The sequence below is a fragment of the Caballeronia arvi genome (assembly GCF_001544695.2).
Lineage (GTDB): Bacteria > Pseudomonadota > Gammaproteobacteria > Burkholderiales > Burkholderiaceae > Caballeronia > Caballeronia arvi.
Window position 1 is genome coordinate 80,410 of record NZ_FCOM02000005.1, and the last position, 23,183, is coordinate 103,592.

Annotated in this window: 20 protein-coding genes; 4 read left to right on the forward strand and 16 right to left on the reverse strand. The window is 63.0% G+C overall.

All coding sequences use genetic code 11. The features are described from left to right. Window positions 1–167: 167 nt before the first annotated feature. From AWB74_RS08040 to AWB74_RS08070, 7 genes are all read right to left on the reverse strand, one after another. Window positions 168–1,346: an ABC transporter substrate-binding protein gene (locus tag AWB74_RS08040; protein WP_061146256.1), complete on the reverse strand. Its 1,179-nt coding sequence runs from the start codon at window positions 1,344–1,346 to the stop codon at window positions 168–170. Window positions 1,347–1,888: 542 nt separating this feature from the next. Next, a complete protein-coding gene (locus tag AWB74_RS08045; protein WP_061146422.1) occupies window positions 1,889–2,860 on the reverse strand; it encodes a branched-chain amino acid ABC transporter permease in 972 nt (323 codons plus the stop codon). Then, window positions 2,860–3,744: a branched-chain amino acid ABC transporter permease gene (locus AWB74_RS08050; protein WP_061146257.1), complete on the reverse strand. Its 885-nt coding sequence runs from the start codon at window positions 3,742–3,744 to the stop codon at window positions 2,860–2,862. The genes AWB74_RS08045 and AWB74_RS08050 overlap by 1 nt, the downstream gene beginning before the upstream one ends. A gap of 96 nt (window positions 3,745–3,840) precedes the next feature. Beyond that, complete coding sequence (locus AWB74_RS08055) at window positions 3,841–5,061, reverse strand: ABC transporter substrate-binding protein (RefSeq protein WP_061146258.1); 1,221 nt, start codon at window positions 5,059–5,061, stop codon at window positions 3,841–3,843. A gap of 81 nt (window positions 5,062–5,142) precedes the next feature. Then, window positions 5,143–5,904 carry an ABC transporter ATP-binding protein gene (locus AWB74_RS08060; RefSeq protein WP_061146259.1) on the reverse strand — a complete coding sequence of 254 codons (762 nt, stop codon included), beginning with the start codon at window positions 5,902–5,904 and terminating at the stop codon, window positions 5,143–5,145. Further along, a complete protein-coding gene (locus tag AWB74_RS08065) occupies window positions 5,901–6,680 on the reverse strand; it encodes an ABC transporter ATP-binding protein (RefSeq protein WP_061146423.1) in 780 nt (259 codons plus the stop codon). The genes AWB74_RS08060 and AWB74_RS08065 overlap by 4 nt, the downstream gene beginning before the upstream one ends. 354 nt (window positions 6,681–7,034) lie before the next feature. Next, window positions 7,035–8,711: a GMC family oxidoreductase gene (locus AWB74_RS08070; protein WP_061146260.1), complete on the reverse strand. Its 1,677-nt coding sequence runs from the start codon at window positions 8,709–8,711 to the stop codon at window positions 7,035–7,037. Window positions 8,712–9,109: 398 nt separating this feature from the next. On the opposite strand from AWB74_RS08070, the gene AWB74_RS08080 reads away from it, so the two are divergent. Together AWB74_RS08080 and AWB74_RS08085 are read left to right on the forward strand one after the other, a co-directional pair. Beyond that, window positions 9,110–10,012, forward strand: a complete 903-nt coding sequence (locus AWB74_RS08080) for a LysR family transcriptional regulator (RefSeq protein WP_061146261.1) — start codon at window positions 9,110–9,112, stop codon at window positions 10,010–10,012. Window positions 10,013–10,117: 105 nt separating this feature from the next. Next, complete coding sequence (locus AWB74_RS08085; protein WP_061146262.1) at window positions 10,118–10,648, forward strand: class IV adenylate cyclase; 531 nt, start codon at window positions 10,118–10,120, stop codon at window positions 10,646–10,648. Here AWB74_RS08085 and AWB74_RS08090 read toward each other — a convergent pair. Together AWB74_RS08090 and AWB74_RS08095 are read right to left on the reverse strand one after the other, a co-directional pair. After that, a complete protein-coding gene (locus AWB74_RS08090) occupies window positions 10,606–11,109 on the reverse strand; it encodes an Lrp/AsnC family transcriptional regulator (protein WP_061122101.1) in 504 nt (167 codons plus the stop codon). The two genes, AWB74_RS08085 and AWB74_RS08090, sit on opposite strands and share 43 nt — an antisense overlap. 248 nt (window positions 11,110–11,357) lie before the next feature. Further along, window positions 11,358–11,588: a DUF3717 domain-containing protein gene (locus tag AWB74_RS08095; protein WP_061146263.1), complete on the reverse strand. Its 231-nt coding sequence runs from the start codon at window positions 11,586–11,588 to the stop codon at window positions 11,358–11,360. A gap of 181 nt (window positions 11,589–11,769) precedes the next feature. Between AWB74_RS08095 and AWB74_RS08100 the strand changes: the two genes are divergently transcribed. Next, window positions 11,770–12,456 carry a response regulator transcription factor gene (locus AWB74_RS08100; protein ID WP_061122103.1) on the forward strand — a complete coding sequence of 229 codons (687 nt, stop codon included), beginning with the start codon at window positions 11,770–11,772 and terminating at the stop codon, window positions 12,454–12,456. A 20-nt stretch (window positions 12,457–12,476) separates the two neighbouring features. Further along, a complete protein-coding gene (locus AWB74_RS08105) occupies window positions 12,477–13,988 on the forward strand; it encodes a sensor histidine kinase (RefSeq protein WP_407642410.1) in 1,512 nt (503 codons plus the stop codon). Between the two features lie 50 nt (window positions 13,989–14,038). Here the strand turns inward: AWB74_RS08105 and AWB74_RS08110 are convergent, their stop codons facing one another. The 7 genes from AWB74_RS08110 to mnmC all read right to left on the reverse strand — a co-directional run bounded on the left by AWB74_RS08110 (window position 14,039) and on the right by mnmC (window position 23,152). Beyond that, window positions 14,039–14,503, reverse strand: a complete 465-nt coding sequence (locus AWB74_RS08110; protein ID WP_061146264.1) for an SET domain-containing protein — start codon at window positions 14,501–14,503, stop codon at window positions 14,039–14,041. 191 nt (window positions 14,504–14,694) lie between these two features. Further along, window positions 14,695–15,807, reverse strand: coding sequence for an NADH:flavin oxidoreductase/NADH oxidase (locus AWB74_RS08115; RefSeq protein ID WP_061146265.1), 1,113 nt, complete (start codon window positions 15,805–15,807; stop codon window positions 14,695–14,697). Between the two features lie 90 nt (window positions 15,808–15,897). Next, window positions 15,898–16,638 carry a glutamine amidotransferase gene (locus AWB74_RS08120; protein WP_061146425.1) on the reverse strand — a complete coding sequence of 247 codons (741 nt, stop codon included), beginning with the start codon at window positions 16,636–16,638 and terminating at the stop codon, window positions 15,898–15,900. 155 nt (window positions 16,639–16,793) lie between these two features. Beyond that, window positions 16,794–17,438 (reverse strand): MarR family winged helix-turn-helix transcriptional regulator, encoded by a 645-nt coding sequence (locus AWB74_RS08125; RefSeq protein ID WP_061146266.1) that lies wholly within the window; start codon window positions 17,436–17,438, stop codon window positions 16,794–16,796. A 726-nt stretch (window positions 17,439–18,164) separates the two neighbouring features. Then, window positions 18,165–19,277, reverse strand: a complete 1,113-nt coding sequence (locus AWB74_RS08130; protein WP_061122107.1) for a YbdK family carboxylate-amine ligase — start codon at window positions 19,275–19,277, stop codon at window positions 18,165–18,167. 45 nt (window positions 19,278–19,322) lie between these two features. Next, on the reverse strand, window positions 19,323–20,525 hold the full coding sequence (locus AWB74_RS08135) for a cation:proton antiporter (protein ID WP_061146267.1): 1,203 nt from the start codon (window positions 20,523–20,525) through the stop codon (window positions 19,323–19,325). Window positions 20,526–21,349: 824 nt separating this feature from the next. After that, window positions 21,350–23,152 carry a bifunctional tRNA (5-methylaminomethyl-2-thiouridine)(34)-methyltransferase MnmD/FAD-dependent 5-carboxymethylaminomethyl-2-thiouridine(34) oxidoreductase MnmC gene (gene mnmC / locus AWB74_RS08140; RefSeq protein WP_061146268.1) on the reverse strand — a complete coding sequence of 601 codons (1,803 nt, stop codon included), beginning with the start codon at window positions 23,150–23,152 and terminating at the stop codon, window positions 21,350–21,352. Window positions 23,153–23,183 lie beyond the last annotated feature (31 nt).

Here is a 23,183-nt window from a genome sequence, read left to right on the forward strand (position 1 = left end):
GCGTTAATGCGTGCCAAGGGTGGATTTCCCTGACTGTTGCGCGGCTGCATGCGAGGCTTCGCGCCCTCTTCTTTCGCCGCCGTTCTCTTACTGCACAGCACAGAAAAAAAGGCGCGTTATCTTGCGACGCGCCTTTGTTCTCCGATCAGTTCACATGCGTTTTGCCGTCAGTTGCCCGAGAGCTTCCACTTGCCGCCGACGATCTCCACCATCACGCGCGCGCGCTGGTCGAGTCCTGCGTGATCGTTGGGGCTCATGTTGAAGATGCCGTGCGACGCGGGCAGATTCTTCGTCTCTTCGATAGCCGCGCGCAACGCATCGCGGAACGCCGGCGTGCCGGGCTGGCCCTTCTTCAGCGCGACGGGAATCGCGCGCTGCAGAATGAGACCCGCGTCCCACGCGTGACCGCCGAACGTCGACACCGAACCCGCGCCATACGCGCCTTCATACGCCTTCTTGTACGCGAGAGCGGCCTGCTTCGCGGGATTGCTGTCGGGCAACTGCTCGGCGACCAGGAGCGGCCCCGCGGGCAGGAACGTGCCTTCGCAATCCTTGCCGCACACGCGCAGGAAGTCGTTATTGGCAACGCCGTGCGTCTGATAGATCTTGCCCTTGTAGCCGCGCTCCTTGAGCGTCTTCTGCGGCAGCGCGGCCGGCGTGCCCGCGCCGGCGATCAGCACCGCGTCCGCGTTCTGCGACATCATCTTGAGCACCTGGCCTGTGACCGATGCATCGTTGCGCGCGAAGCGCTCGTTAGCGACGACCTTCAGCTTCGCGAGATCGGCGGCTTTGCCGAACTCCTTGAACCAGCTCTCGCCATAGGCATCGGAAAAGCCGATGAACGCCACCGTCTTCACGCCGTGATTCGACATGTGCTGCGCAATCGCGGTCGCCATGAGAATGTCGTTCTGCGGCGTCTTGAAGACCCACGCCTTCTTGGCATCCATCGGCTCGACGATGCTCGCGGCCGCGGCCATCGAGATCATCGGCGTGTGCGTTTCGGCGGCGATATCGATCATCGCGAGCGAATTGGGCACGACGGTCGATCCGACGAGCGCATCGACATGATCTTCGCTCGTCAGCTTGCGCGCGTTTTTCACGGCCTGAGTGGAATCGGTGGCGTCGTCGAGGACGATGTACTCCACCTTCTGCCCCGCGATTTCCTTCGGTAATAGTGCGATCGTGTTCTTTTCCGGAATGCCGAGCGACGCCGCCGGACCCGTCGCCGAGACCGTCACGCCGATTTTCACGTCCGCCAAAACCTGATTGCTGAATGCCGCCGAGAAACTGACACACATACTCGCGACGGCCATTGCGACCGTCTTACCGCGTAAAGCCAACTTCATTGATTTGCGCCCCGTAAATCGTGTTTCTGCGTGATGGACTGCTTGCGACAAATGCCCGTGATTCGCGCCTGATCCGCGCCCCGAAACGAATCGCCGACCAACGGGTCGGGAAATGCAGTTTAGCGGACGGAAGCGCCGTGCAGCAAGCGTTTTGAAGGGTTTCCGGTGCGCGTCGGCGTTGCGTTGTAAATGCGCTCGCAATGCGGCGACTCGAATCCCGAAACCCTCGGGAAAACCCGCTTAAAATGCGCCGCGGGATTATTCGTATTATCGACGGGCAATAAAAAAAGCGCTGTTGGACTCATCCAACAGCGCTTTTCGGTCGGGCACTTTGTGCCTCATGTCTCCTCGTTCTCCACCTCAAAAATCTGGGTGCAACAGAACTAGGACGCATGTTAAAGACTGCAACACTGCCCGACAACCTAGCATTTACCCTAGTGGTGCACAAAAGCACCTCATCGGGGCGTATTTCTTGCAATACAGCGCGCATCTCGCAATCGCCCGCTTCGCTCATTTCCGTTCGGATTTCGAACCAAATCGCGTCAGCCTTGCAGCGGCCGAACCCGCGCGACGATCTCCCCGACGATGCCGCGCCGGAACGCCAGCACGCACGCGATGAAAATAACGCCGGTCACGATCGTCACCGATTCGCCGAGCGAGTTGAACCTCGACACGCCCGTCAGCCGCGCAATGCCGCTGCCGATATCGCCGAGCCGGTCTTCCAGCGCGACGATGATCGCGGCGCCGAGCAGCGGCCCGAACATCGTGCTCATGCCGCCGACGAGCGTCATCAGCACGACGAGACCGGACATCGTCCAGTAGGCGTCGCCGAGCGTTTCGAAGCCGAGAACGACCGTCTTCAGCGAACCCGCGAATCCCGCGAGCCCAGCGGACAGCACGAACGCCAGCAGCTTGTAGCGCGACGTGTCGTAGCCGAGCGAAGTCGCGCGCGGCTCGTTTTCCTTGATCGCGATGAGCACCTGTCCGAACGGCGAATGTACGATGCGTACGATCAGCGCGAACGCCAGCAGTGTCACGACGAGCACGACGTAGTAAAGCGTCATGTCGCTGCCGAGATCGACGACATTGAAGAGCTTGCCGCGCGGAACGCCTTGCAGACCGTCTTCGCCGTGCGTGAAGGGCGCCTGCAGGAACACGAAGTAGACCATCTGCGCGAGCGCGAGCGTGACCATCGCGAAATAGATGCCCTGGCGGCGAATCGCGATCAGCCCGGCGACGAGCCCGAGCAGCGTCGCCGCCACTGTGCCCGCGATCACGCCGAGCTCCGGCGTGACGCTGAGCGTCTGGATCGCGTAGCCGGTGACGTAGCCTGCGGTCGAAAGAAACATCGCGTGCCCGAACGACAGCAGCCCCGTATAGCCGATCAGCAGGTTGAACGCCGCCGCGAACAGCGCGAAGCACAGCACCTTCATCATGAACACGGGATACACGCCGACGAACGGCGCCACGATCAGGCCGATCAGCAACAGGCCATAGAGCGCTTTTCTCTGCATCATTTTTCCTTGCCGAAGAGTCCTGCCGGGCGAATCATCAACACGATCGCCATGATGACGAAGACGACCGTCGCGGACGCTTCCGGATAGAACACGCGCGTGAAGCCTTCGATCACGCCGAGCAGCAGGCCCGTCAGGATCGAGCCCATGATCGACCCCATGCCGCCGATCACGACGACCGCGAACACGGTGATGATCATCGACTGGCCCATCAGCGGCGAAACCTGGATGACAGGCGCCGCCAGCACGCCCGCGAACGCCGCCAGCGCGACGCCGAAGCCGTAGGTGAGCGTGATCATCATCGGCACGTTGACGCCGAAAGCCTCGACGAGCTTCGGGTTCTCCGTGCCCGCGCGCAGATAGGCGCCGATGCGCGTCTTCTCGATCACGAACCACGTCGCGAAGCACACTGCGAGCGACGCGACGACCACCCACGCGCGATAGTTCGGCAGGAACATGAAGCCGACATTGGTCGCGCCCTGAAGCAGCGACGGCACGTCATACGGCTGCCCCGACGATCCGTAGATCGAGCGGAACACGCCTTCTATCACGAGCGTGAGGCCGAAGGTGAGCAATAGCCCGTAGAGATGATCGAGCTTGTACAGCCAGCGCAGCATCGAGCGCTCGACGATCACGCCGAACAGCCCGACGATGATGGGCGCCGCCACGAGCATCACCCAGTACGGAACGTTGAAGTACGAGTAGCCCATCCACGCGAGCATCGCGCCCAGCATGAAGAGCGCGCCGTGCGCGAAGTTGATGACGTTGAGCAAGCCGAAGATCACCGCGAGCCCGAGGCTCAGGATCGCGTAGAACGAGCCGTTCACCAGCCCGAGAAGCAGCTGGCTCATCATTGCGGCGAGCGGGATGCCGAATATTTCCATTGAACCTGCCGTCAGAAACGGGTTGACGCGGTTGCGACGGCAAGCGGCCTTTCACGGCCGCCTGCCATCCGCACGCGCTGAATCACTGCCGAACGCTTACTTCCAGAGCTTGCAGCGCGACTCCGCCTTCGTGCCGAACGCCTGGTCGCCCGGAATCGTCGCGGTGATCTTGTAGTAGTCCCACGGCTCCTTCGATTCCGACGGCTTCTTCACTTCCATCAGGTACATGTCGTGGATCATCGAGCCGTCTTCGCGGATATAGCCCTTCGCATAGAAGTCGTCGATCTTGGTCTTGCGAAGCTGCGCCATGACCTTGTCGCTGTCCGTCGTGCCGGCCGCCTTCACCGCGTTCAGGTACGTCATCACGGCCGAGTAGTCCGCGGCCTGCAGGCTCGACGGCATCTTCTTCATCTTGCCGAAGTAGCGCTGCGCCCACTTGCGCGTGTTCTCGTCCTTATTCCAGTACCAGCTGTCGGTCGCGACGAGGCCTTGCGTCGTTTCGAGCCCGAGGCTGTGGATATCGTTGATGAAGATGAGCAGCGCGGCGATCTTCATCGACTTGGTGATGCCGAATTCCTTCGCGGCCTTGATCGAGTTGATCGTGTCGCCGCCCGCGTTCGCGAGGCCGAGCACCTGCGCCTTCGATCCCTGCGCCTGCAACAGGAACGACGAGAAGTCCGACGCCGACAGCGGATGGCGCACTTCGCCGAGCACCTGGCCGCCGTTCGCCTTCACGACGTCAGCAGTGTTCTTTTCGAGCGCCTTGCCGAACGCGTAGTCGGCCGTCAGGAAGTACCACGTCTTGCCGCCCTGCTTCGTCACCGCGGAACCGGTGCCTTTCGCGAGCGCCATCGTGTCGTAGGCGTAGTGAACCGTGTACGGCGAGCATTGCTCGTTGGTCAGGTTATCCGCGCCCGCGCCGATGTTGATGTACGGCGTCTTCTTCTCCGCCGCGACTTGCGCGGTGGACAACGCCGTAGCCGAGTTCGTGCCGCCGATGATCACGTTCACGCCATCGCGGTCGATCCATTCACGCGCGCGCGACGCCGCGATATCGGCCTTGTTCTGGTGATCCGCATAGACGAGCTCGATGGGCTTGCCGTTCACCTTGCCGCCGAAATCCGCGATCGCCATGCGGATCGCTTCGAGTCCGCCCGGCCCGTCGATGTCGGCATAAAGGCCCGACAAGTCGGTGACGAAGCCGATCTTCACGCTGTTGCCGTCGGCGGCGCTGGCGCTCGTGCTCATCACCGCCACACTCGCCGCCGCAGCCGCAAAGCAAAGAGTAGAGAGGCGCGCGAGGGTCTTCTTTTTCATTCCAGTCTCCATGAGTTTTGATTTGATGCGGTGTTACTGGTGTTGCCCTTCAACCTGCAAACCCGACATGCCGCGCGACGCTCAGACACCGAGCAATTCGTGCAGCACCGGCATCTTCGCTTCGAGTTCCCCCGCGCCGAAATGCTCGACGATGTTTCCGTGCTCCATCACGTAGAAGCGGTCCGCGAGCGGCGCCGCAAAACGAAAATTCTGTTCGACCATGACGATGGTGTAGCCGCGCGATTTCAGCATCAGGATCATGCGCGCGAGTGTCTGCACGATGACCGGCGCGAGACCTTCCGATATTTCATCGAGCAAAAGCAGGTTCGCGCCCGTGCGCAGAATGCGCGCGACGGCCAGCATCTGTTGCTCGCCGCCCGAAAGACGCGTGCCCTGGCTGGCGCGGCGCTCTTTCAGATTCGGGAACATCGAGTAGATCTCGTCGAGCGACATCGCGTCCTTCTGCTTGCCGATGAGCGGCGGCAGCAGCAGGTTCTCTTCGCACGACAGGCTCGAGAAAATGCCGCGTTCTTCCGGGCAATAGCCGATCCCGTAATGCGCGATCTTGTGTGTGGGCAGACCGATGGTTTCCTGTCCGGCGACGCGAATCGAGCCCGTGCGACGCCCGGTCAGACCCATGATCGCGCGCAGCGTCGTTGTGCGGCCCGCGCCATTGCGGCCCAGCAGCGTGACCACTTCGCCGCGATTCACCTTGAGATCCACGCCGTGCAGAATGTGGGATTCCCCGTACCACGCCTGCAGACCCGAGATTTCCAGCGCGGGCGCATTGTTCGCCCCGCCGTTCGCGTTCAGCGAGCGGCGTTCCTCCACGATCGTACTCATGCATGCGCTCCGGTGAGCGCCGCATCGGCGCTGCCCATGTAGGCTTCCATCACGAGCGGATTCTTCGACACTTCCGCGTAGCTGCCTTCGGCCAGCACTTCGCCGCGCTGAAGCACGGTGATGGTGTCGGAGATGCCCGCGATCACGTTCATGTTGTGCTCGACCATCAGGATGGTCCGCCCCGCCGACACTTTCTTGATGAGCGCCGTCACGCGATCCACATCTTCGTGGCCCATGCCTTGCGTGGGCTCGTCGAGGAGCATGAGCTCGGGCTCCATCGACAAGGTGGTCGCGATTTCCAGTGCGCGCTTGCGGCCATAGGAAAGTTCGACCGTTTTGGTGTCGGCGAAATCGGTGAGGCCGACTTGCGTGAGCAGATCCATCGCGCGGTCGTTGAGCGTGTCGAGCGAACGTTCGCTGCGCCAGAAATGAAACGATGTGCCCAGTTGACGCTGCAAGCCGATGCGCACGTTTTGCAGCACCGTCAGATGCGGAAACACGGCGGAAATCTGAAACGAGCGGATGATGCCGCGCCGCGCGATGTGCGACGGCCGCTCGCGTGTGATGTCCGTGCCGTTGAAAACGATCTGTCCGGCCGTAGGTTCGAGAAACTTCGTGAGCAGGTTGAAGCAGGTGGTCTTGCCTGCGCCGTTAGGTCCGATCAGCGCATGGATCGAACCGCGGCGAACGCGCAGGTTCACGCCATTCACGGCCGTGAAGCCTTTGAATTCCTTGGTGAGCCCTCGCGTTTCCAGAATGGTGTCGCCGAGAATCATGTCCCCTTCCATGCGAAGTGAAGCGCTGGGCAAACCCCGTTCGCCTGCGCTTTGATTTTTTCTTTCCGCGCGCACCTGAACGCAATTGCCATTCCGGTACTGCTTCGCTTCGACCATCGCTGTTGCATATGCACAAAGCGTGCGCGAGATAAGCCGAGCATCGCGTGTTCCGGGGCCATTGTCGCCCCATTGATGCAGCGCAATCATTGGGATTTGCACTAACTAACGAATGGCTTGGAATCGAAACGCATGCACGCAATAAGGGCATGAAAGCGCTTATCTGCGGCGTGTATAAGCAATGCATGAAACGACATCGTGCGACGTCGTCTCAATACATGACGCGTCATGCAGATGTCACGCAAGCGCGGTCGCGATCACTTCCTGCGTTTCGATACTGCGACGGTCTTCGCGGATCATGTCGCTCGCGCGCTCGGCGATCATCAGTGTCGGGGAGTTCGTGTTGCCCGACGTGATGGTCGGCATCACCGATGCATCGACCACGCGCAAGCCCCGCACGCCGATCACGCGCAAGCGGCTGTCGACGACCGCGCCGGGATCGTTGTCCGTGCCCATGCGACACGTGCCAACCGGATGAAAGATCGTCGTGCCGACCTTGCTCGCCGCTTCGACGAGTTCTTCCTGCGTCTGATACCGGATGCCCGGAAGAATTTCCTCCGGCGCGTATTGCTTCAATGCGGGCGCCGAAACGATGCGCCGCGTGAGACGCAACGAGTTCGCGGCGACTTCGCGGTCGCGCTCCGTCGACAGATAATTCGGCGCGATCAACGGCGCCGCATGCGCATCCGGCGATTCGATATGCACGCTGCCGCGCGATGTCGGCCGCAGATTGCACACGGACGCCGTGAACGCGTTGAACGCATGGAGTGGTTCGCCAAAGCGTTCGAGCGACAAAGGCTGCACGTGATATTCGACATCCGGCCGTTTGATCGATGCATCGTCCGGATTGGACTTCGCGAAGGCGCCGAGTTGCGAAGGCGCCATCGACATCGGGCCGCTTCGCATCAGCGCGTACTGCATGCCGATGAAGAGCTTGCCCCACCAGTGCGCGGACAACGTGTTGAGCGTACGCACGCCGTCGACCTTGTAGGCCATGCGCAATTGCAAGTGGTCCTGCAGATTTTCGCCGACGCCGCGCAAGCTCTTCACGACATCGATGCCGAGCCGCTGCAGGCGCGCGCCATTGCCGATGCCCGACAGTTCGAGAATCTGCGGCGAGTTCACCGCGCCCGCGCTGAGGATGACTTCGCAACGCGCCCGCGCAATGTAATCGACATCGCCGCCGCGATACTCCACGCCGACGCAGCGCGTGCCTTCGAACACGAGACGCTGCGTGTGCGCGCCGGTGATCGTCGTGAGGTTGGGGCGCTTCATGGCTTCGCGCAGGAAGGCCTTCGCTGCGTTCCAGCGAATGCCGCCACGCTGGTTCACTTCGAAATAGCCGACGCCCGAGTTGTCGCCACGATTGAAGTCATCGGTGGCGGGAATGCCGCTTTGCTGCGCGGCTTGCGCGAAGGTCTCGAGAATCTTCCACTTCAGGCGTTGCTTCTCGACACGCCATTCGCCGCCTGCGCCGTGCCATTGATTGCCGCCGCCGTGATGATCCTCGCTGCGCATGAAGACGGGCAGCACCGAATCCCACGACCAGTTCGGATCGCCGCTGATGTGCGCCCAGTCGTCGTAGTCTTCGCGCTGGCCGCGCATGTAGATCATGCCGTTGATCGACGAGCATCCGCCTAGCACGCGGCCGCGTGGGTAGGAGAGTGTGCGGCCGTCGAGGCCCGCTTCCGCTTGCGTCTTGTAGAGCCAGTCCGTGCGCGGATTGCCAATGCAGTATAGGTAGCCGACTGGAATGTGAATCCAGTGGTAGTCGTCCTTGCCGCCCGCTTCCAGCAGCAGCACGTTCACGTTCGGATCTTCGGTGAGGCGATTCGCAAGCACGCAGCCAGCCGTGCCAGCACCGACGATGATGTAGTCGAATTCGCCTTCGAGCTTGCGGGCGGTTTGTTTCATCGGGTTTGTCTCCTTGCGGCTTGTTCTTTCGGGGACGGCCTGTGTTCGTGTCGGTCTGTTAGCACTGCCCCTCCCCGGGGCGGGGGTAACTTTCTTTGCTGCTGCAAAGAAAGTCACCAAAGAAAGCAGCTTTCCCCATCCAAAGTGCCTCACGCCGGCCGCGGCACAGGCGATTGGTCTAATGGCCCCCGGAGTAGCGAGTGCCCTCAAAGGCCTAACCGGGCTTGGATCGCGCACGGTCTGACTCGCCAATCGTTCAAAGCATTTGGTTCGGCTCCGGTTGCTCCGCCCCTGCGCTTCGCGCGGGCGATCGGTCGTCTTTTTAGAGTACTTCTGGCTTTGCTTCCGAATCCAATGAGATATGTTCAATTGCGATATAAGGCGCGCTAATATCAGGCATGGACTACACCCTCCTGCGCGCTTTTCTCACCGTCGCTCGCGAAGGCAATCTCACGCGTGCCGCCGCCCAACTCCATCTCACGCAGCCGGCCGTCAGCCTGCAAATCAAGAATCTGCAGGAGATGCTCGGCGTCGTGCTGTTCTCGCGCACGTCGCACGGACTCCTGCTCACGCGCGACGGCGAAGCGCTCCTGCCGCACGCCGAACGCGCACTCGCCGCCGCCGCCGATGTCCAGCGCGCCGCTGCCGCGCTGCGCCACGAAGTAAGCGGCACGCTGCGCATCGGCACGATTCTCGATCCGGAGTTTCTGCGGCTCGGCGGGTTTCTGCGGCAACTCGTGGAGACGCATCCGCGCATCGAAACGTCGCTGCGGCATGGCATGTCGGGATGGGTGCTGGAGCGCGTGAAGGCACGCGAACTCGACGTCGGCTATTACATCGGCGATCCCGCCATCGACGGCACGCGTGACGGCGATCGTTTTCATGTCGTCAGGCTCACGCCGTTCGTGTATCGCGTGCTCGCGCCGGCCGGTTGGCACAGCCGCGTCAACAAAGGCAAGCGCAGCTGGGCCGGGCTCGCCAAGCTGCCGTGGATCTGGACACCGCCCGAATCCGCGCACAACCGGCTGCTGTCGCGCATCTTTCGCGAAGCAGGCGCGATGCCGGTGATCGTCGCGGAAGTGGATCAGGAGCCGTCGATGCTCGATCTCGTCAAATCAGGCGTCGGTCTCTCGCTCGTGCGTGATTCGATCGCGCTCGGTGAAGCGCACGCGCACGCGCTGACGATCGTCGAAGGCGTCACCGTGCCGACGCAGTTGTCCTTCGTCGCGCTCGCGGAGCGTCGCGAGGAACCGGCGATCGCGGCGGCGCTGCGGCTGATCGACGCACAATGGTCCGTCTAGGTGAAAGTCCCGAGCGGGCGCGCAAGGGCGTTCAAGCGCGCTTCATCGATTGTTTGCTAGGCTCATCGCTTGGTCATTCATCCAACCGGGTTAGAGGGAGTCTTCATGGCACGCAACATCGAAATCAAGGCGCGCGCGCATCAGTTCGAGCAATTGCAGGAGCGGGCGGCCGCGCTCGCCCCCGACGCGCCGCTGGTGTTCCGCCAGCAAGACTTCTTCTACGACGTGCCCACCGGCCGCCTGAAGCTGCGCCAGTTCGACGACGGCACGCCGTCCGAGCTGATTTTCTATCAGCGCGACGACCGCGACGGCCCGACGGTTTCGTATTACTCGCGCAGCCCGGTCACGAATCCGGAAGCAATGCACACGCTGCTCGCGCAAGCGCTGACGACGCGCGGCATCGTGTCGAAAGAGCGGCACGTGTATCTCGTCGGGCGCACGCGCATTCATCTGGATCGCGTCGATGGCCTCGGTGACTTCATCGAGCTGGAAGTCGTGCTCGGCCAGGACGACGACGAAGCCGGCGGCGAGAAAGAAGCGCACGCGATGTTCGCGCATCTCGGCGTAGCGCAGACGGATCTCGTGCCGCTCGCTTATGTGGATTTGCTCAATCCCGAAGCGTCATCGGAGAGATGAGAAAGAGGTAAAGGGCCGTTGCGCTTGAACGTCGTCAGCACGATGTTCGAGCGCACGCTGTCGACGCCCGGCACGCGCATCAGTTTCTTCATCACGAAGCCCGACAGCGCGTTCAGATCCGGCGCAACGATGCGCAGCAGGTAATCCGCGTCGCCCACCGTCGCGTGGCATTCGAGCACTTCGGGCAGGGTTTCGATCTGCTGCTGAAACTGCTCGATGACCGAATCGCCGTGATGCTTCAGCTTCAGGCTCGTGAACGCCGTCACGCCGAGGCCGAGCTTTTCCGGCCGCAAGACCACCCGATACCCTTCGATTACCCCCGTCGCTTCCAGCCGCTGAAGACGCCGCCCGATCTGCGACGGCGAAAGCGGCACCTGCTCGCCCAGTTGCTGATGCGTGGCACGCCCGAAACGCTGAAGCACGTCGAGCAGGGCAAGGTCGAAATGGTCGAGTTCGAGCATGAGGCGGATACGCGCAGAAACCGTTACGAATGCGACTTTATCGCATAGCATCCGTCATGCTCACAAACCCCTCGCGCAAAAGGGACGTTCGGCGCACACTTGACGAATGCCTTACGGCAGCCAACAAGGTAACGCGCGTGTTACCAACCATGACATCACCGAAAGGAGAAATTCGCGTCGTTTCGGTTAAAACGGCAAGAATGCAAGCTTTCGAACAGGCAAAGGAAAGCTTGTTCGTCAGGTATCTTTCAGTCGCGAATGTCTTTCTTGAAACGCTCGTAAGCTTCCCAGGCGGCACGCGCCTCGTCGTCCAGTTGCTCGATGGGCACGCCGGACTGACGCTGTACAATCAGCAGCGCATAGGGCCTGGACAACGCGCTCGCCTCCTTGCAGAGGCTGAGTTCGTCGCCGCTAGACGGGGAATGCCCGCGCCAGTAGTTGATCGCGGCTTCGAGTTCGTTGATCGGGATGATGGCCATGTCCGGGCAGAATCATTCGGTGTACGGCCGCTCGCGGCTTTTCGAAAACGGGCGCGCACCGCCGCATGAGATGTGAGATTTGAACCGGCTCGAGCCCGCGCCGCCCCGTCGTGCATGTCACCGCACATGTGACCGACCGCCCCGCCCGCTAGAGCTCAACCCATTGTACTTGAGCGACTCCATGCGAATCCTTCTGATCGAAGACGACCGCCCCATCGCGCGCGGCATTCAAAGCAGCCTCGAACAATCCGGCTTCACGGTCGACATGGTGCACGACGGCATCTTCGCCGAGCAGGCGCTGGCGCAGAACCGCCACGAACTCATCATTCTCGATCTCGGCCTGCCCGGCATCGACGGCATGACGCTGCTTTCGCGCTTCCGCCAGAGCAACCGTCATACGCCGGTGATCATCCTCACCGCGCGTGACGAACTGCACGACCGCGTGCAAGGCCTCAACAGCGGCGCGGACGACTACATGCTGAAGCCTTTCGAGCCGCAGGAGCTCGAAGCGCGCATTCGCGCCGTGATGCGCCGCAGCGGCCCGCATGGCGACGTGCCGCGCCCGGAAGTGTCGCTGGGCGGCTTGCGTCTGTCGGGCGTCGATCGCCGCATCTTCAACGACGAGCGTCCGCTCGAACTGTCGCCGCGCGAATTCGCCGTGCTCGAAATGCTGCTGCTGCGCCACGGCCGCGTCGTGAGCAAGGCGCAGTTGCAGGATCATCTGACGCATTTCGGCGGCGATCTCGGCGATACGGCCATCGAAGTGTATGTGCATCGCGTGCGCAAGAAACTCGAGAACACGCGCGTCGAGATCGTGACGGTTCGTGGCTTCGGCTATCTGCTTCAGGAGATCCGGCAAGCGGCGTAAAGCTTCTGCCGTAGAACGCCTTGCGATTTCCCTCCCGCCGTGCGGGCGACCAGCGTTTCGCCCGCGAAGACTGGCTCGATCTGGCGCGCTCGAAGCCCGCCGAAACGCCCACGCGGAGCCTGCGGCGCACGCTGCTGCGGCGCCTCGCCGCGCCGCTGTCCCTGCTCGCGCTGATGAGCGGTCTGATGGCGTACTGGCTCGCGTGGCAATACACGCAGCACGTAGTCGACCGCTCACTCGCGGATCTCGCCACCGCCATCTCCAAGCAGATCCAGCTCGCGGGCGTCGATGCGCCCGTCACCGTGCCACCGCTCGCGCAGGCGATGTTCTCCGATCCCGTCGAGCAGCTCATCTACCGCATCAGCACCGGCGACGAGGAAATCGCCGGCGAGCCCGATCTCCCGCTTACGGGCACCAACGTGCGGCGCATCCACTACGCGTATGTCTTCGAGACGCACTTCGAGGGCGTCTCCGTGCGCGCTGCGCAGGTGCGCGTGCCCCAGCCGACCGGCAATCCGATCGTCGTGGAAGTGGCGCAGCGCGTGGGTTCGCGGTACCGGATCGCGGTGGAATTCCTGATCGCGATCATGATGCCGCTCCTGTTGCTGCTGCTCGCCGGCTGGGTGATCGTATGGCGCGTCGTGAATCAGCAGTTGAACCCGCTCACGGATCTCGCCGACGCGCTCAACCAGCAGACGCACATCTCGCTCGAACCTGTCGATGAAACCTACGTGCCGAGCGAAATCCGCCCACTGACGAGCGCGATGAACGCCCTGCTCGTGCGCCTGCAGACCGCGCTCGATGCGCAGCGCAAGTTCATCGCCGATGCGGCGCATCAGTTGCGTACGCCGCTCACGGCGGTCAAGCTGCACGCCGAGCAGGCGCTCAGTTCGCGCGATCCCGCGAAAGCGGTCGAAGCGGTGAAGGAATTGCGCGCATCGGCGGATCGCGCGGTGCGTCTGTCGAATCAACTGCTTTCGCTCGCGCGCGCCGAGCCGGGCGAGCAGGCCGCGCGCTTTTCCGATTTCGACCTCGCCGCGCTCGCGTTCGAAACCGGCGCGGAATGGGTGCCACGCGCACTCGCCGCACGCGTCGATCTCGGTTTTCAGCGGCTCGACGATCCCGACAACGAACATCCGATGATCGTGCGCGGCAACGTCGTGCTCACCCGCGAAGTGCTCGCGAATCTGATCGACAACGCGCTCAAGTACATTCCGCCGTTTCGCATCGAAGGCGCGCGCATCACGCTGACGGTTTCCGATTGGCGCGACGGCAACGGCCGGCGCTTCGGCGAAGTCGTCGTGGAAGACAACGGGCCGGGCGTGCCGCCGGATCAGCAAGGCGATCTCTTCAAGCGCTTTTTCCGTGGCGACGGACAAAACGTGGAAGGCGGCGCGGGCCTCGGGCTCGCGATCGTGCACGACATCATGGTGCTGCACGGCGGCACCGTGCACTACGAAGATGCGCCCGAAGGCGGCGCGCGCTTTATCGTGCGCATGCCGCTCAAGGAAGCGCCACCCGTCGCGGAATAAAAAAGAGCCACGGCATTCGATGGCGTGGCTCTTCTCATTCGATACGCGGCTTACTTTTTCTTCTTCTCCTTCTTCACCGCCAGCATCGTGCCGCGGCATTTTTTCGCGCCGCACCGGCACTCGTATTCCTTCTTGAGCTTCTTCGTGATGCGCCCGTCGATGACGAGCCCGTAGTCGTAATTCAGCTCTTCGTCCGGCTCGATGTCGCGCAACGCGTGAATGAACACACGCCCTTCGACTTCCTCGGCCTCGCAGTTCGGCGCGCACGAATGATTGATGTACTTCGCGCTGTTGCCTTCGATCTTGCCGTCGATCACGCGGCCGTCGTCGAGCGCGAAGTAGAACGTGTGATTCGGTTCGTCGGGATCGTGCGGATGGCGCCGCAGCGCTTCCTTCCACGAAATGCGCTCGCCCTTGTACTCCATCACCTGCTCGCCCGCGGCGATATGCTTAACGGCAAACACGCCCTTGCCATGCACGCCTGAGCGGCGAACGGTGACCCTGCGTGAACTCATCGACTGAATCCTTAAATGACGCTTCGCTCCCGCGCGCTCGGGATGAACTTCGGGATGAAAAAAAACGCGGTGGCCTCGACGGCGCCGCGTTGGCTCGGTTGAACGCACGCGCTCAAACCACCGGTATCCTACACTCCCGGCGCGCGTATGCTCAACCGTCCGGGCGATGTGCGCACTTTTTCAGCGCTCTTTCAACGTTGACCGATCGTGATTTCGCCGAACAGATTCTTCTGGTCTCGCGGCTGCGAGCGCCAGTATTGCGGCGGCGCCGTGACGGTCGCGCCCAGCTCGGCCGCGGCATGCCACGGCCAGCGCGGATCGTAGAGCATCGCGCGCGCCATCGCGACGAAATCCGCCTGGCCGCTCGCGACGATCGCTTCCGCTTCCTTCGCCTCGGTGATCAGCCCGACCGCGACCGTGTTCACGCCGGTCGCTTCCTTCACGGCCTGCGCGAACGGCACCTGATAGCCGGACGACAGCGGAATCTTCTGCAACGGCGATACGCCGCCCGACGAAACATCGATCCAGTCGACGCCGCGTTTCTTCAGCTCGGATGCGAACGCGATCGTGTCCTCGATGCCCCATCCGCCTTCCACCCAATCGGTCGCCGACACGCGCACGCCGACCGGTTTGTCGGCGGGAAACGCAGCGCGAACGGCGTCGAAGATTTCGAGCGGATAGCGCATGCGATTCTCGCGCGAGCCGCCGTATTCGTCGGTGCGCTGGTTGGCGATCGGCGAAAGAAACTGATGCAGCAGATAACCGTGCGCGCAGTGCACTTCGATTCCGTCGATGCCGAGCCGCGCCGCACGCTTCGCCGACGCGACGAACGCTTCCTTCACGCGGATGAGTCCAGCGGCATCGAGCGCGAGCGGCGGGGTTTCTTCGGGCTTGTGAGGAATGGCCGAGGGCGCGTAGGTCATCCAGCCGCCATCGGCGACAGAAATCAGCTGGCCGCCTTCCCACGGCTTGTGGCTCGATGCCTTGCGGCCGGCATGCGCGAGCTGCATCGTCACCGCGATGTTCGAATACTGACGAATGGCGGCCAGCACCGGGCGCAGCGCGGCTTCGGTGACGTCGTCCCAGAGACCGAGGTCGCCGGGCGTGATGCGTCCGTCCGGCTCGACGGCCGTCGCCTCGATGAACAGCATGCCCGCGCCGGACAATGCGAGCTGGCCGAGATGGATCATGTGCCATGCCGTCGCCTCGCCGCGCTCGGCGGAGTACTGGCACATCGGCGACACGAAAATGCGGTTCGGGATCTGGAGACTGCGTAAAGTCGTGGGAGTGAACAGCGCGCTCATGGCGAAGGCTCGTCGCTAGAAAAGGAGCGATCGAGAATAGCACCGCGGTTTCTTCCCTGCAGGGACGCCCGCCGCCGATGCTTCATACCATCACACGTCAGCGCGCGTCTCCGTCGACTTGCCGTTGAAGCGGTCGAGCCACTCGCCGAACATCGCGCGTGCCGCGCGTTCGAGATTCGCGCCGTGGCGCGCGGTTTCCTCGCGCAGCGCGGCGACCGTCGTGCCGCTCCTCACGATATCGCCCGGGTACGCGACGAGCCAGCTCTCGAAGCGCTCCACGAGCACTTCCGGATGACATTGCAGTGCGAGCACGTGCTCGCCCCAGGTGAACGCCTGATGCGCGCACGCGTCCGTGGAGGCGAGCAGGGTCGCGTCTTTGGGGAGATCGAAGGTATCGCCGTGCCAGTGGAAGACGGGTACGGGCGCGCCGTCGGCTTCGAGATGACGCAGTGCGGACGCGCGTCCCGCATCGGTCAGCGTGAGCGGCGCCCAGCCGAGCTCCGGCTTGCCCGACGGATACACCCGCGCACCGAGCGCCCGCGCGATCAGTTGCGAGCCGAGACAGATGCCGATGGTCGGCAAGCCCGCCGCGATGCGCTTCTCGAGCATCGAAAGCAGCGGCGCGAGATGGGGATAGTGGGCGTCCTCGTAAGCGCCGATCGGCCCGCCGAGCACGACGAGCAGCGATGGATCGAGCGGATTGGGCGCATCGATGCGGCCGCGCCCGACGTCCAGATAGCGCACCAGGTGGCCGCGGTCGCCGAGCACGTGTTCGAGACAGCCCAGATCTTCGAAATAGACGTGGCGAATCGCCAGGACTTCATGTTTCATCGGCGGCATTCCGTAAGTCGACTGCGCATGGCTCGGAACCAGATTGGGACGAGCCGCGCCTCGCGGCGAGGCGCGACGGGCACAGTCTAACCGACTCGCCGCGGCCTCACAGCACGAGATGACGCCAAATGCGTCTTGACCGATGAACCTGCCTGTCAGGCGATCTGCGCGAAGATCTTCCAGCTCTTCTTCTGCGTGGCGACGTCGGCTTCTTCGTATACCGAACAGTCGAGACGCAGATCGGTGTCCGCCATGTCGATCTGGAGAAGCGCGCAGTGATGCGGCGTCTTCTTCGGATTCTTGCTTGCTTCGAAATGCGAGCAGGACAGGCACATGCGGTGCGCCGGAATCTGCTGCTGCGATTCGAGCTGACGGATGGTCTTCAGCAGCGTGCGATAGAACGCCGTCTGCTCGTCTTCGCGCAGCGTGCCGACCGCCTTCGCGAGGAAGTCCGGCCATTGCAGCGCCTTCTTCGCAGCCGTGCGGCCGCGGGCGGTCAGACGCACCGCGAGCGCGCGGCCGTCATCGATCGCGCGGCGCTTCTCGACGAGACCCTTGCCCTCGAGCGTGCTCACCGCATCGCTCGTCGTGGCGGCGGTCAACGCCGTTTCACGCGCGATCTCGCCGAGCCGCATCGGCCCCTTGCGCTGCATCAGCAGAACGAGAATTTCACCCTGGGTAGGCGTGAGCCCCGCGCCTTCCGCCCATTCCCATGCCTGGCTGCGCATCGCCGTGCTCAGCCGCAGCAGGCCGTGGGTCACCCGCCCCGTCGCCTGCTCTCCGTAAACGCCTTCACTCATAGTCTTTCGCTTGTTGTTCCGCTTATGTGTTCTGACGGCACGTTCGCGCTACCGCCGCGAACACCTCGTTCGAAACGCCGCTCGCAGAATACTCCGAACCCCTTGCGAACTGCACTTCGTTCTCGGTCCCCACCGTCTCAAAATTCAGGCGTGCCAAGCCAATTAGCAGTGCCTGAATGGGGGACTTTGCAACCCTCTTCGTTATGCGCCTTCTTATGGCCCTGCGCGGCGCTGTTTTCCTGCCGACTATAACGCTACATCAGCAAAGTCGCCATTCTAAGCGACATAGAACAAACGTACACCTTAATTATCCACGCAGAACTGTGGATAACCCGTGGAAAAGCGTCTTCTTTGTTTGTGGACGTATTCTTGATAACACTGCCGAGCATCTCGGACGCCTTTGCGTTGTCCCAAGGTTCACTTTCCGGCGCACACGCGGGCCGCATGCTTATCCTCGCGCTAGCGCGTTGACTCCGCACCTTTTTTTGACGTTGTCCACAGCAAGACACAAGGCTTGTTAACTACTATTACGGATGTATACGGATTTTTGGAAGTAAACCTTAGGGCGACCGAATCGATTCCCGTCAAACGTTGCAAAGAGTGGCTTTATTCCTGCCGTTCGTCTGCACGTGTTTCATACGGACCAACGGACAAAAGGCCGCTTCGAAGTGAATCGAAGCGGCCTTTCGTCATCATTCGTTGATCTTTGTCAGCGTAAGTGTTCCGTTACCGGCGCCATTGCAAGCATTGCTGGCGGACGGCCTCATGTAACGATTTTTCCTTGTCGACGACGCCGCGCAGCCACGTTGCATCGTTGATGCCGCGGGCGATATCCGCGACTTCCGCGAGCGCGGCCTGCGAGCCGAGCGCTTCGGCGTGCGGAGCGAGCACGTCGAGCGTCGCGAGGATGTCTTCGCCGATGGTCCGCCGCTCGCCCGTCTGCGGATGGATACACGTGCCTTCCAGCCCGAAACGGCACGCCTCGAAGCGGTTGAAGGTGTACACGAGGTAGTCGTCCTCGCGCGGCGTGAGCGGCTTGTCGAGCAGCAGATAGCGCGACAGCGTCTGGATGTAGCAGGCGATCGCCGCGGCTCTGTCGACGGAAAGCGGCGTGTCCATCACGCGGACCTCGATGGTGCCGAAACCCGGCTTCGGCCGGATATCCCAGTAGAAGTCCTTCATGCTATTCACGACGCCCGTGTTCACCATCTTCGAGAAGTATTCCTCGAAGCCGTCCCAGGTCAGCACGAACGGCGCGCGGCCCGACAGCGGAAATGCAAACACCGAATTCAGGCGCGCGGAATGGAAACCCGTATCGACGCCCTGGATGTACGGCGACGACGCCGAAAGCGCGATGAAATGCGGGATGTAGCGCGACATCGAATGCAGCAGGAACAGCGCACTGTTCGGATCGGGGCAACCGATATGCACGTGCTGACCGAACACGGTGAACTGTTTGGCAAGGTATCCGTACAGTTCGGAGATGTACTGGAAGCGCGGCGCGTCGTAGATCTGCCGGTCGCTCCATTGCTGGAACGCATGCGTGCCGCCGCCGGCGAGGCCGACGTTGAGTTGATCGGCCGCGGAGACGAGCGTGTCGCGGATCTTGCGCAGATCGGCGACGGCCTGCTCGTGCGTCGTGCAGATGCCGGTCGACAGCTCGATCATGCTCTCGGTGATTTCGGGCGTGATATTGCCCGGAATTTTTTCGTCCTTGATGAGACGCATGAGGTCCGACGCGGCGCGGGTCAGATCGTAGTCGTGCGTATTGACGACCTGGATCTCCAGCTCGACGCCGAACGTGAACGGTTCGGAGTTGATGAAAGGTTCGAGTGCCATGACGCCTCTTGAATGATCAATGCCTGGGGGCAGGGGCGGGCGCGCTTATTCGCGCCGTTCGCCCACCGCCGACAGGCTACGGTACACGAGGAAAGGCGACACGATCTGCAGCACGACGATCGAGCACATCACGATCGCGCGCAGCTTGGGATCGTAGTCCGGATAGAGCACGTACATGTCGTCGACGAGCACGTACGCGAGCGCCGACATCGGCGTCAGCGCGACGCCGAGCGCCGCGCCCTGCTTCCAGTTCAGCCCGCTGGGTTTCGCGAAAATCAGCACGCCAACCAGCTTGCCGATAAAGCGCGCGACGATCAGCCCGAGCGCCGCCACGCCGCCCAGCGCGATGTCGCGCCAGTGGAACGACGTCAGCGTCAGCGCAAAAAGGATGACAGTGAGCAGCCATCCGGCGGAGCCGAAATGCGACGGCCAGAGCTGCGGCCGCTCGTCGGCGTTCTTCACGATGATGCCCGCGGCGAGCAGCGCGAGAATCGTCGACAGCTTGAAGAGGTGCGCGACCGCGATCGCCAGCAGCACGAGCCCGAAGAGCGCGACGAACGAATGCTCGTCGTTCGCGGGCAGGCGCCGCACGAGCAGGTTGCACGCGCGCGCGAGCAGGAATGCCAGCACGAGCGAGCCGATCAGCAGATACAGCGGCTGCAGGATCGTCGCCAGCGCATTGCCGTAGATTTCCTGATGCAGCACGCCCGCCGCGAGTTTTTCGACGACCACCGCGTACATGCTGTTGAGCGCGGTCAGCGTCAGAAGGCGCTGCGTGACCTGGCCTTCCGCGCGCAGCTCGGTTTTCAGCTGGATGACCATCGCGGGCGAGGTGGCCATCGCGATGGCCGCGATCACGACCGATGGCATCGTCGGCACGTTGAGCAGCGTCAGCGCGATCAGCACGAGGACGAAGGTGAGCGTCGATTCCGCGATGCTCGACAGCACCAGATGCGGATTGCGGCGGATCCAGCGCAAGTCGAGCCGCCCGCCGAGTTCGAACAGCAGCAGCCCGAGCGCGACATCGAGCAGCGGCCGCGACAGGCCGCCCGCGCTGGCGTCGATCACGCCGAGGCCGGCGTTGCCGGCGATCAGGCCGATCACCGCAAAGCCGGTGATGCGCGGCAGCCGCCAGGCGCGCCACAGCAGCTCTCCGGCGAGTCCGGCCGTGACGAGCGCGAGACCGGCCCAGAGAATGGCGTCGGGTTCGAGCGGCCAGGCGGGCAGAAATGAAAATGCCGAATTCATCGTGTTGGCTTCTCCTTCGTTGCTGCAAGTGCGATGCGTGCACGTTCCGTTGCGAGACTCGCACCCGCGACGCGCGCTCGCGGACGAGGCGCATCCGCCCGGGCAGACGAGCGTGGGTTCATTCAGGTGATACCGAAATGCGAACGAACACGGCGTCACGGCCGGGCCGTGCACGAATTAGACGACGTGTCCGGCTGGCGGCGATGCGCCTTGCACGCTCTCAATGTCGCATCGGAGATGGCGGATCCGTGTGACAAAGGGAAGGCGTGCGGCGCCCGCTGGGATGCCGGGCCGAACACAGCAAACGACGGTGCGGCTTCGTGATCAGATTCTTGGCGCGCAGCCATCGTTCCGTTGAAGCGGTCGCCGTCTGAACGGCGCGACGCAGGAAGAAGCGCGATTGTGCCATACCTCGGAACCCCTGACAGAAAGTCCAAGCTTCTGATTCTTATGAAGTAAAAGCGACAGCCGAGCTGGGACCTGGATGGAAAAGCTGACCGGTTGCCGTTTTCGCGGCGTCCGGACTTTTTGTTTACGGCCGCACCGATGGCCTCGCCGTTAGATGTTTACAGGTTTACTTTATATAAACGTAGTAGTGGTTAACAAGGGGCATCTTCTTCTGTGGATAACAACGCTTTCGTCTTTCCATTCAAGCAGTTGAGGAAAGCAGAAGCGGACCGTAAACATGTTGGCGCGGCGCCGTTAACACGGAACAACTTTTCGGAGTCAAGGACGCGCGTCGAGTTGTCCCGTTTACGTGCACAACGCGTGCACATGACTTTCGCCTGCAATCCGACGGCTTATCCACAATGTCACGGGGATAACTACGCCGCGCCGATTTCGCCGTGCCGCAAAGCGCGTAGCAAAAAGCGGGCGGGGTCGATGGCTTCGGCGAGTTCGCGCTCGATGGGCCACGGCTCGCCTTCGATCTGCGATGCGATCAGCTCCGCCGCGAGCGTCGCCCAGACGAGGCCGCGCGAGCCGAACGCGAATGCGCCATAGAGACCCGGCATGCGCGGAAGGTCGAGCGGCCACGCGCCGGAGAGTTCGCGCGCGTCGCGGCGTGCGGCGTTTTCATCGGCGAGCTGGCCGATCATCGGCATGCGGTCGCTCGTCACGCAGCGGAATGCGACGCGGCCTGCGCGGACGCTCGTCGCCGTCTTCGCGAGCGCCGGCAACATGCCCCCGACGCGCTCGATATTCTCGCGATGCCCGGCTTCGCGGATCTCGCGATCGGGATCGTCGATATCGTAGGTCGCACCGATGAGCGCGCCGTCGTGGCCGAGCGGCACCGCATAACCTTCGCCGATCACGGGCATGCGCAGTGCATCGAGCGCGCCGGGTTCGAGCAACGTGAGCTGGCCGCGCACGCTGCGCGTCGGCTCGCCGTAGAGACCGGCGAGCCGCTCGGCGTCATGCGCGTTGGCGAGCACCATGACGGGCGCCTGGGCGATCTCTTCGCCGCTTGCGTCGAATGCGCGCCAGAGGCGGCCGTCGTGCGCGATGCGCGTCACTTCGGTGTTCATGCGCGGCGTGATGTTTGCCGAGGCATCGGCGAGTTGCGCGGCGCAGACCGCCGCAGGCGAGATGGCGCCGCCATGCGGAAAGAGCCAGCCGCCGCGCGCGACGTGGACGCCGGCTATGCGCGATGCTTCGTCGCGCGTCATCGGCTGCACGTAGTCGGACGGATACGCGAAGCGCGCGATGGCGTCGGCGAGTGCGTCGGCATCTTCGGCGGTATCGGCGATCTGGAGCAGGCCCGCGTCGCTGCGTCGCAAGTCTCGATGCGCCAATTCGAGCGCTTGCCATCGACGTAACGCGTAGAGAAACCCCGCGCGCGTGAGGCGTGCGGCGACGCTGTCGTCGCGCCAGACGATCGGATGAAACACGCCCGCCGGATTGCCCGATGCATCGCGCGCAGGCAACGCGTGGCGATCGATCAGCGTGACGCGCCAGCCGCGTTCGGCGAGCCGCGAGCTCACCGCGCAACCCGCCAGCCCCGCGCCGATGACGATCGCTTCGCGCGCGTTCGCGTCGAAGGGAAGCGGCGGCTCGTGACGGCGCACGCGCCAGCGCGGCGCGAAGCGTGCGGTCACGGGCGCATGCGCGGCGTGCGGCGCGCACTCGAAGCCCGATGCCTTTAACGCGCGCTCGAGTTGCGGCTGATCACTTGCGATCGCGCAGACCGTCGCGTTATCGCCGGCGAAGCGCGCGAGCGATTTGCACAGCTTGCGCGGGTCACCGGTCGCGGTGAGATCGAGATGGAACGCATCGGCGCGCAGCCAGAGTTTCGACAGCAGCGTTTCGATATCTTCGCCGATGGCGAGCGTCAGCACGACACGCCCCGCATCGAACTCCAGCCGATGGAGGCCGGCCACGCGCATCGGCCATGCGCGCGCGAGCTCGGCGGCGAGCGGCGAAGCGTCATCGGGCGAAGGCGGAGAGTCGAGTGCGGCGAGCGGCGCAAGCGCCACGACATGCAGCCGCTCGCAACGTTCTTCGTCGTCGCGCCAGCGTTGCCAGAGCGCGAGAAAGCTGCTGAACGTCGTGTCGACGAACGTAAAGGCGCGTCTGCGCCGCCAGCGCGCGGGAAGATCGTGCGGCGCGAAAAGCTGGGATTCGGTCATGCGATATGAGAAGAGACTGCGCGCCCGCTCG

What these genes read in the sequence shown, in the direction of transcription:
- AWB74_RS08040 (WP_061146256.1), bottom strand. Translation starts at nt 1,346, where the DNA reads ATGAAGTTGGCTTTACGCGGTAAGACGGTCGCAATGGCCGTCGCGAGT.
- AWB74_RS08045 (WP_061146422.1), bottom strand. Translation starts at nt 2,860, where the DNA reads ATGCAGAGAAAAGCGCTCTATGGCCTGTTGCTGATCGGCCTGATCGTG.
- AWB74_RS08050 (WP_061146257.1), bottom strand. Translation starts at nt 3,744, where the DNA reads ATGGAAATATTCGGCATCCCGCTCGCCGCAATGATGAGCCAGCTGCTT.
- AWB74_RS08055 (WP_061146258.1), bottom strand. Translation starts at nt 5,061, where the DNA reads ATGAAAAAGAAGACCCTCGCGCGCCTCTCTACTCTTTGCTTTGCGGCT.
- AWB74_RS08060 (WP_061146259.1), bottom strand. Translation starts at nt 5,904, where the DNA reads ATGAGTACGATCGTGGAGGAACGCCGCTCGCTGAACGCGAACGGCGGG.
- AWB74_RS08065 (WP_061146423.1), bottom strand. Translation starts at nt 6,680, where the DNA reads ATGATTCTCGGCGACACCATTCTGGAAACGCGAGGGCTCACCAAGGAA.
- AWB74_RS08070 (WP_061146260.1), bottom strand. Translation starts at nt 8,711, where the DNA reads ATGAAACAAACCGCCCGCAAGCTCGAAGGCGAATTCGACTACATCATC.
- AWB74_RS08080 (WP_061146261.1), top strand. Translation starts at nt 9,110, where the DNA reads ATGGACTACACCCTCCTGCGCGCTTTTCTCACCGTCGCTCGCGAAGGC.
- AWB74_RS08085 (WP_061146262.1), top strand. Translation starts at nt 10,118, where the DNA reads ATGGCACGCAACATCGAAATCAAGGCGCGCGCGCATCAGTTCGAGCAA.
- AWB74_RS08090 (WP_061122101.1), bottom strand. Translation starts at nt 11,109, where the DNA reads ATGCTCGAACTCGACCATTTCGACCTTGCCCTGCTCGACGTGCTTCAG.
- AWB74_RS08095 (WP_061146263.1), bottom strand. Translation starts at nt 11,588, where the DNA reads ATGGCCATCATCCCGATCAACGAACTCGAAGCCGCGATCAACTACTGG.
- AWB74_RS08100 (WP_061122103.1), top strand. Translation starts at nt 11,770, where the DNA reads ATGCGAATCCTTCTGATCGAAGACGACCGCCCCATCGCGCGCGGCATT.
- AWB74_RS08110 (WP_061146264.1), bottom strand. Translation starts at nt 14,503, where the DNA reads ATGAGTTCACGCAGGGTCACCGTTCGCCGCTCAGGCGTGCATGGCAAG.
- AWB74_RS08115 (WP_061146265.1), bottom strand. Translation starts at nt 15,807, where the DNA reads ATGAGCGCGCTGTTCACTCCCACGACTTTACGCAGTCTCCAGATCCCG.
- AWB74_RS08120 (WP_061146425.1), bottom strand. Translation starts at nt 16,638, where the DNA reads ATGAAACATGAAGTCCTGGCGATTCGCCACGTCTATTTCGAAGATCTG.
- AWB74_RS08125 (WP_061146266.1), bottom strand. Translation starts at nt 17,438, where the DNA reads ATGAGTGAAGGCGTTTACGGAGAGCAGGCGACGGGGCGGGTGACCCAC.
- AWB74_RS08130 (WP_061122107.1), bottom strand. Translation starts at nt 19,277, where the DNA reads ATGGCACTCGAACCTTTCATCAACTCCGAACCGTTCACGTTCGGCGTC.
- AWB74_RS08135 (WP_061146267.1), bottom strand. Translation starts at nt 20,525, where the DNA reads ATGAATTCGGCATTTTCATTTCTGCCCGCCTGGCCGCTCGAACCCGAC.
- mnmC (WP_061146268.1), bottom strand. Translation starts at nt 23,152, where the DNA reads ATGACCGAATCCCAGCTTTTCGCGCCGCACGATCTTCCCGCGCGCTGG.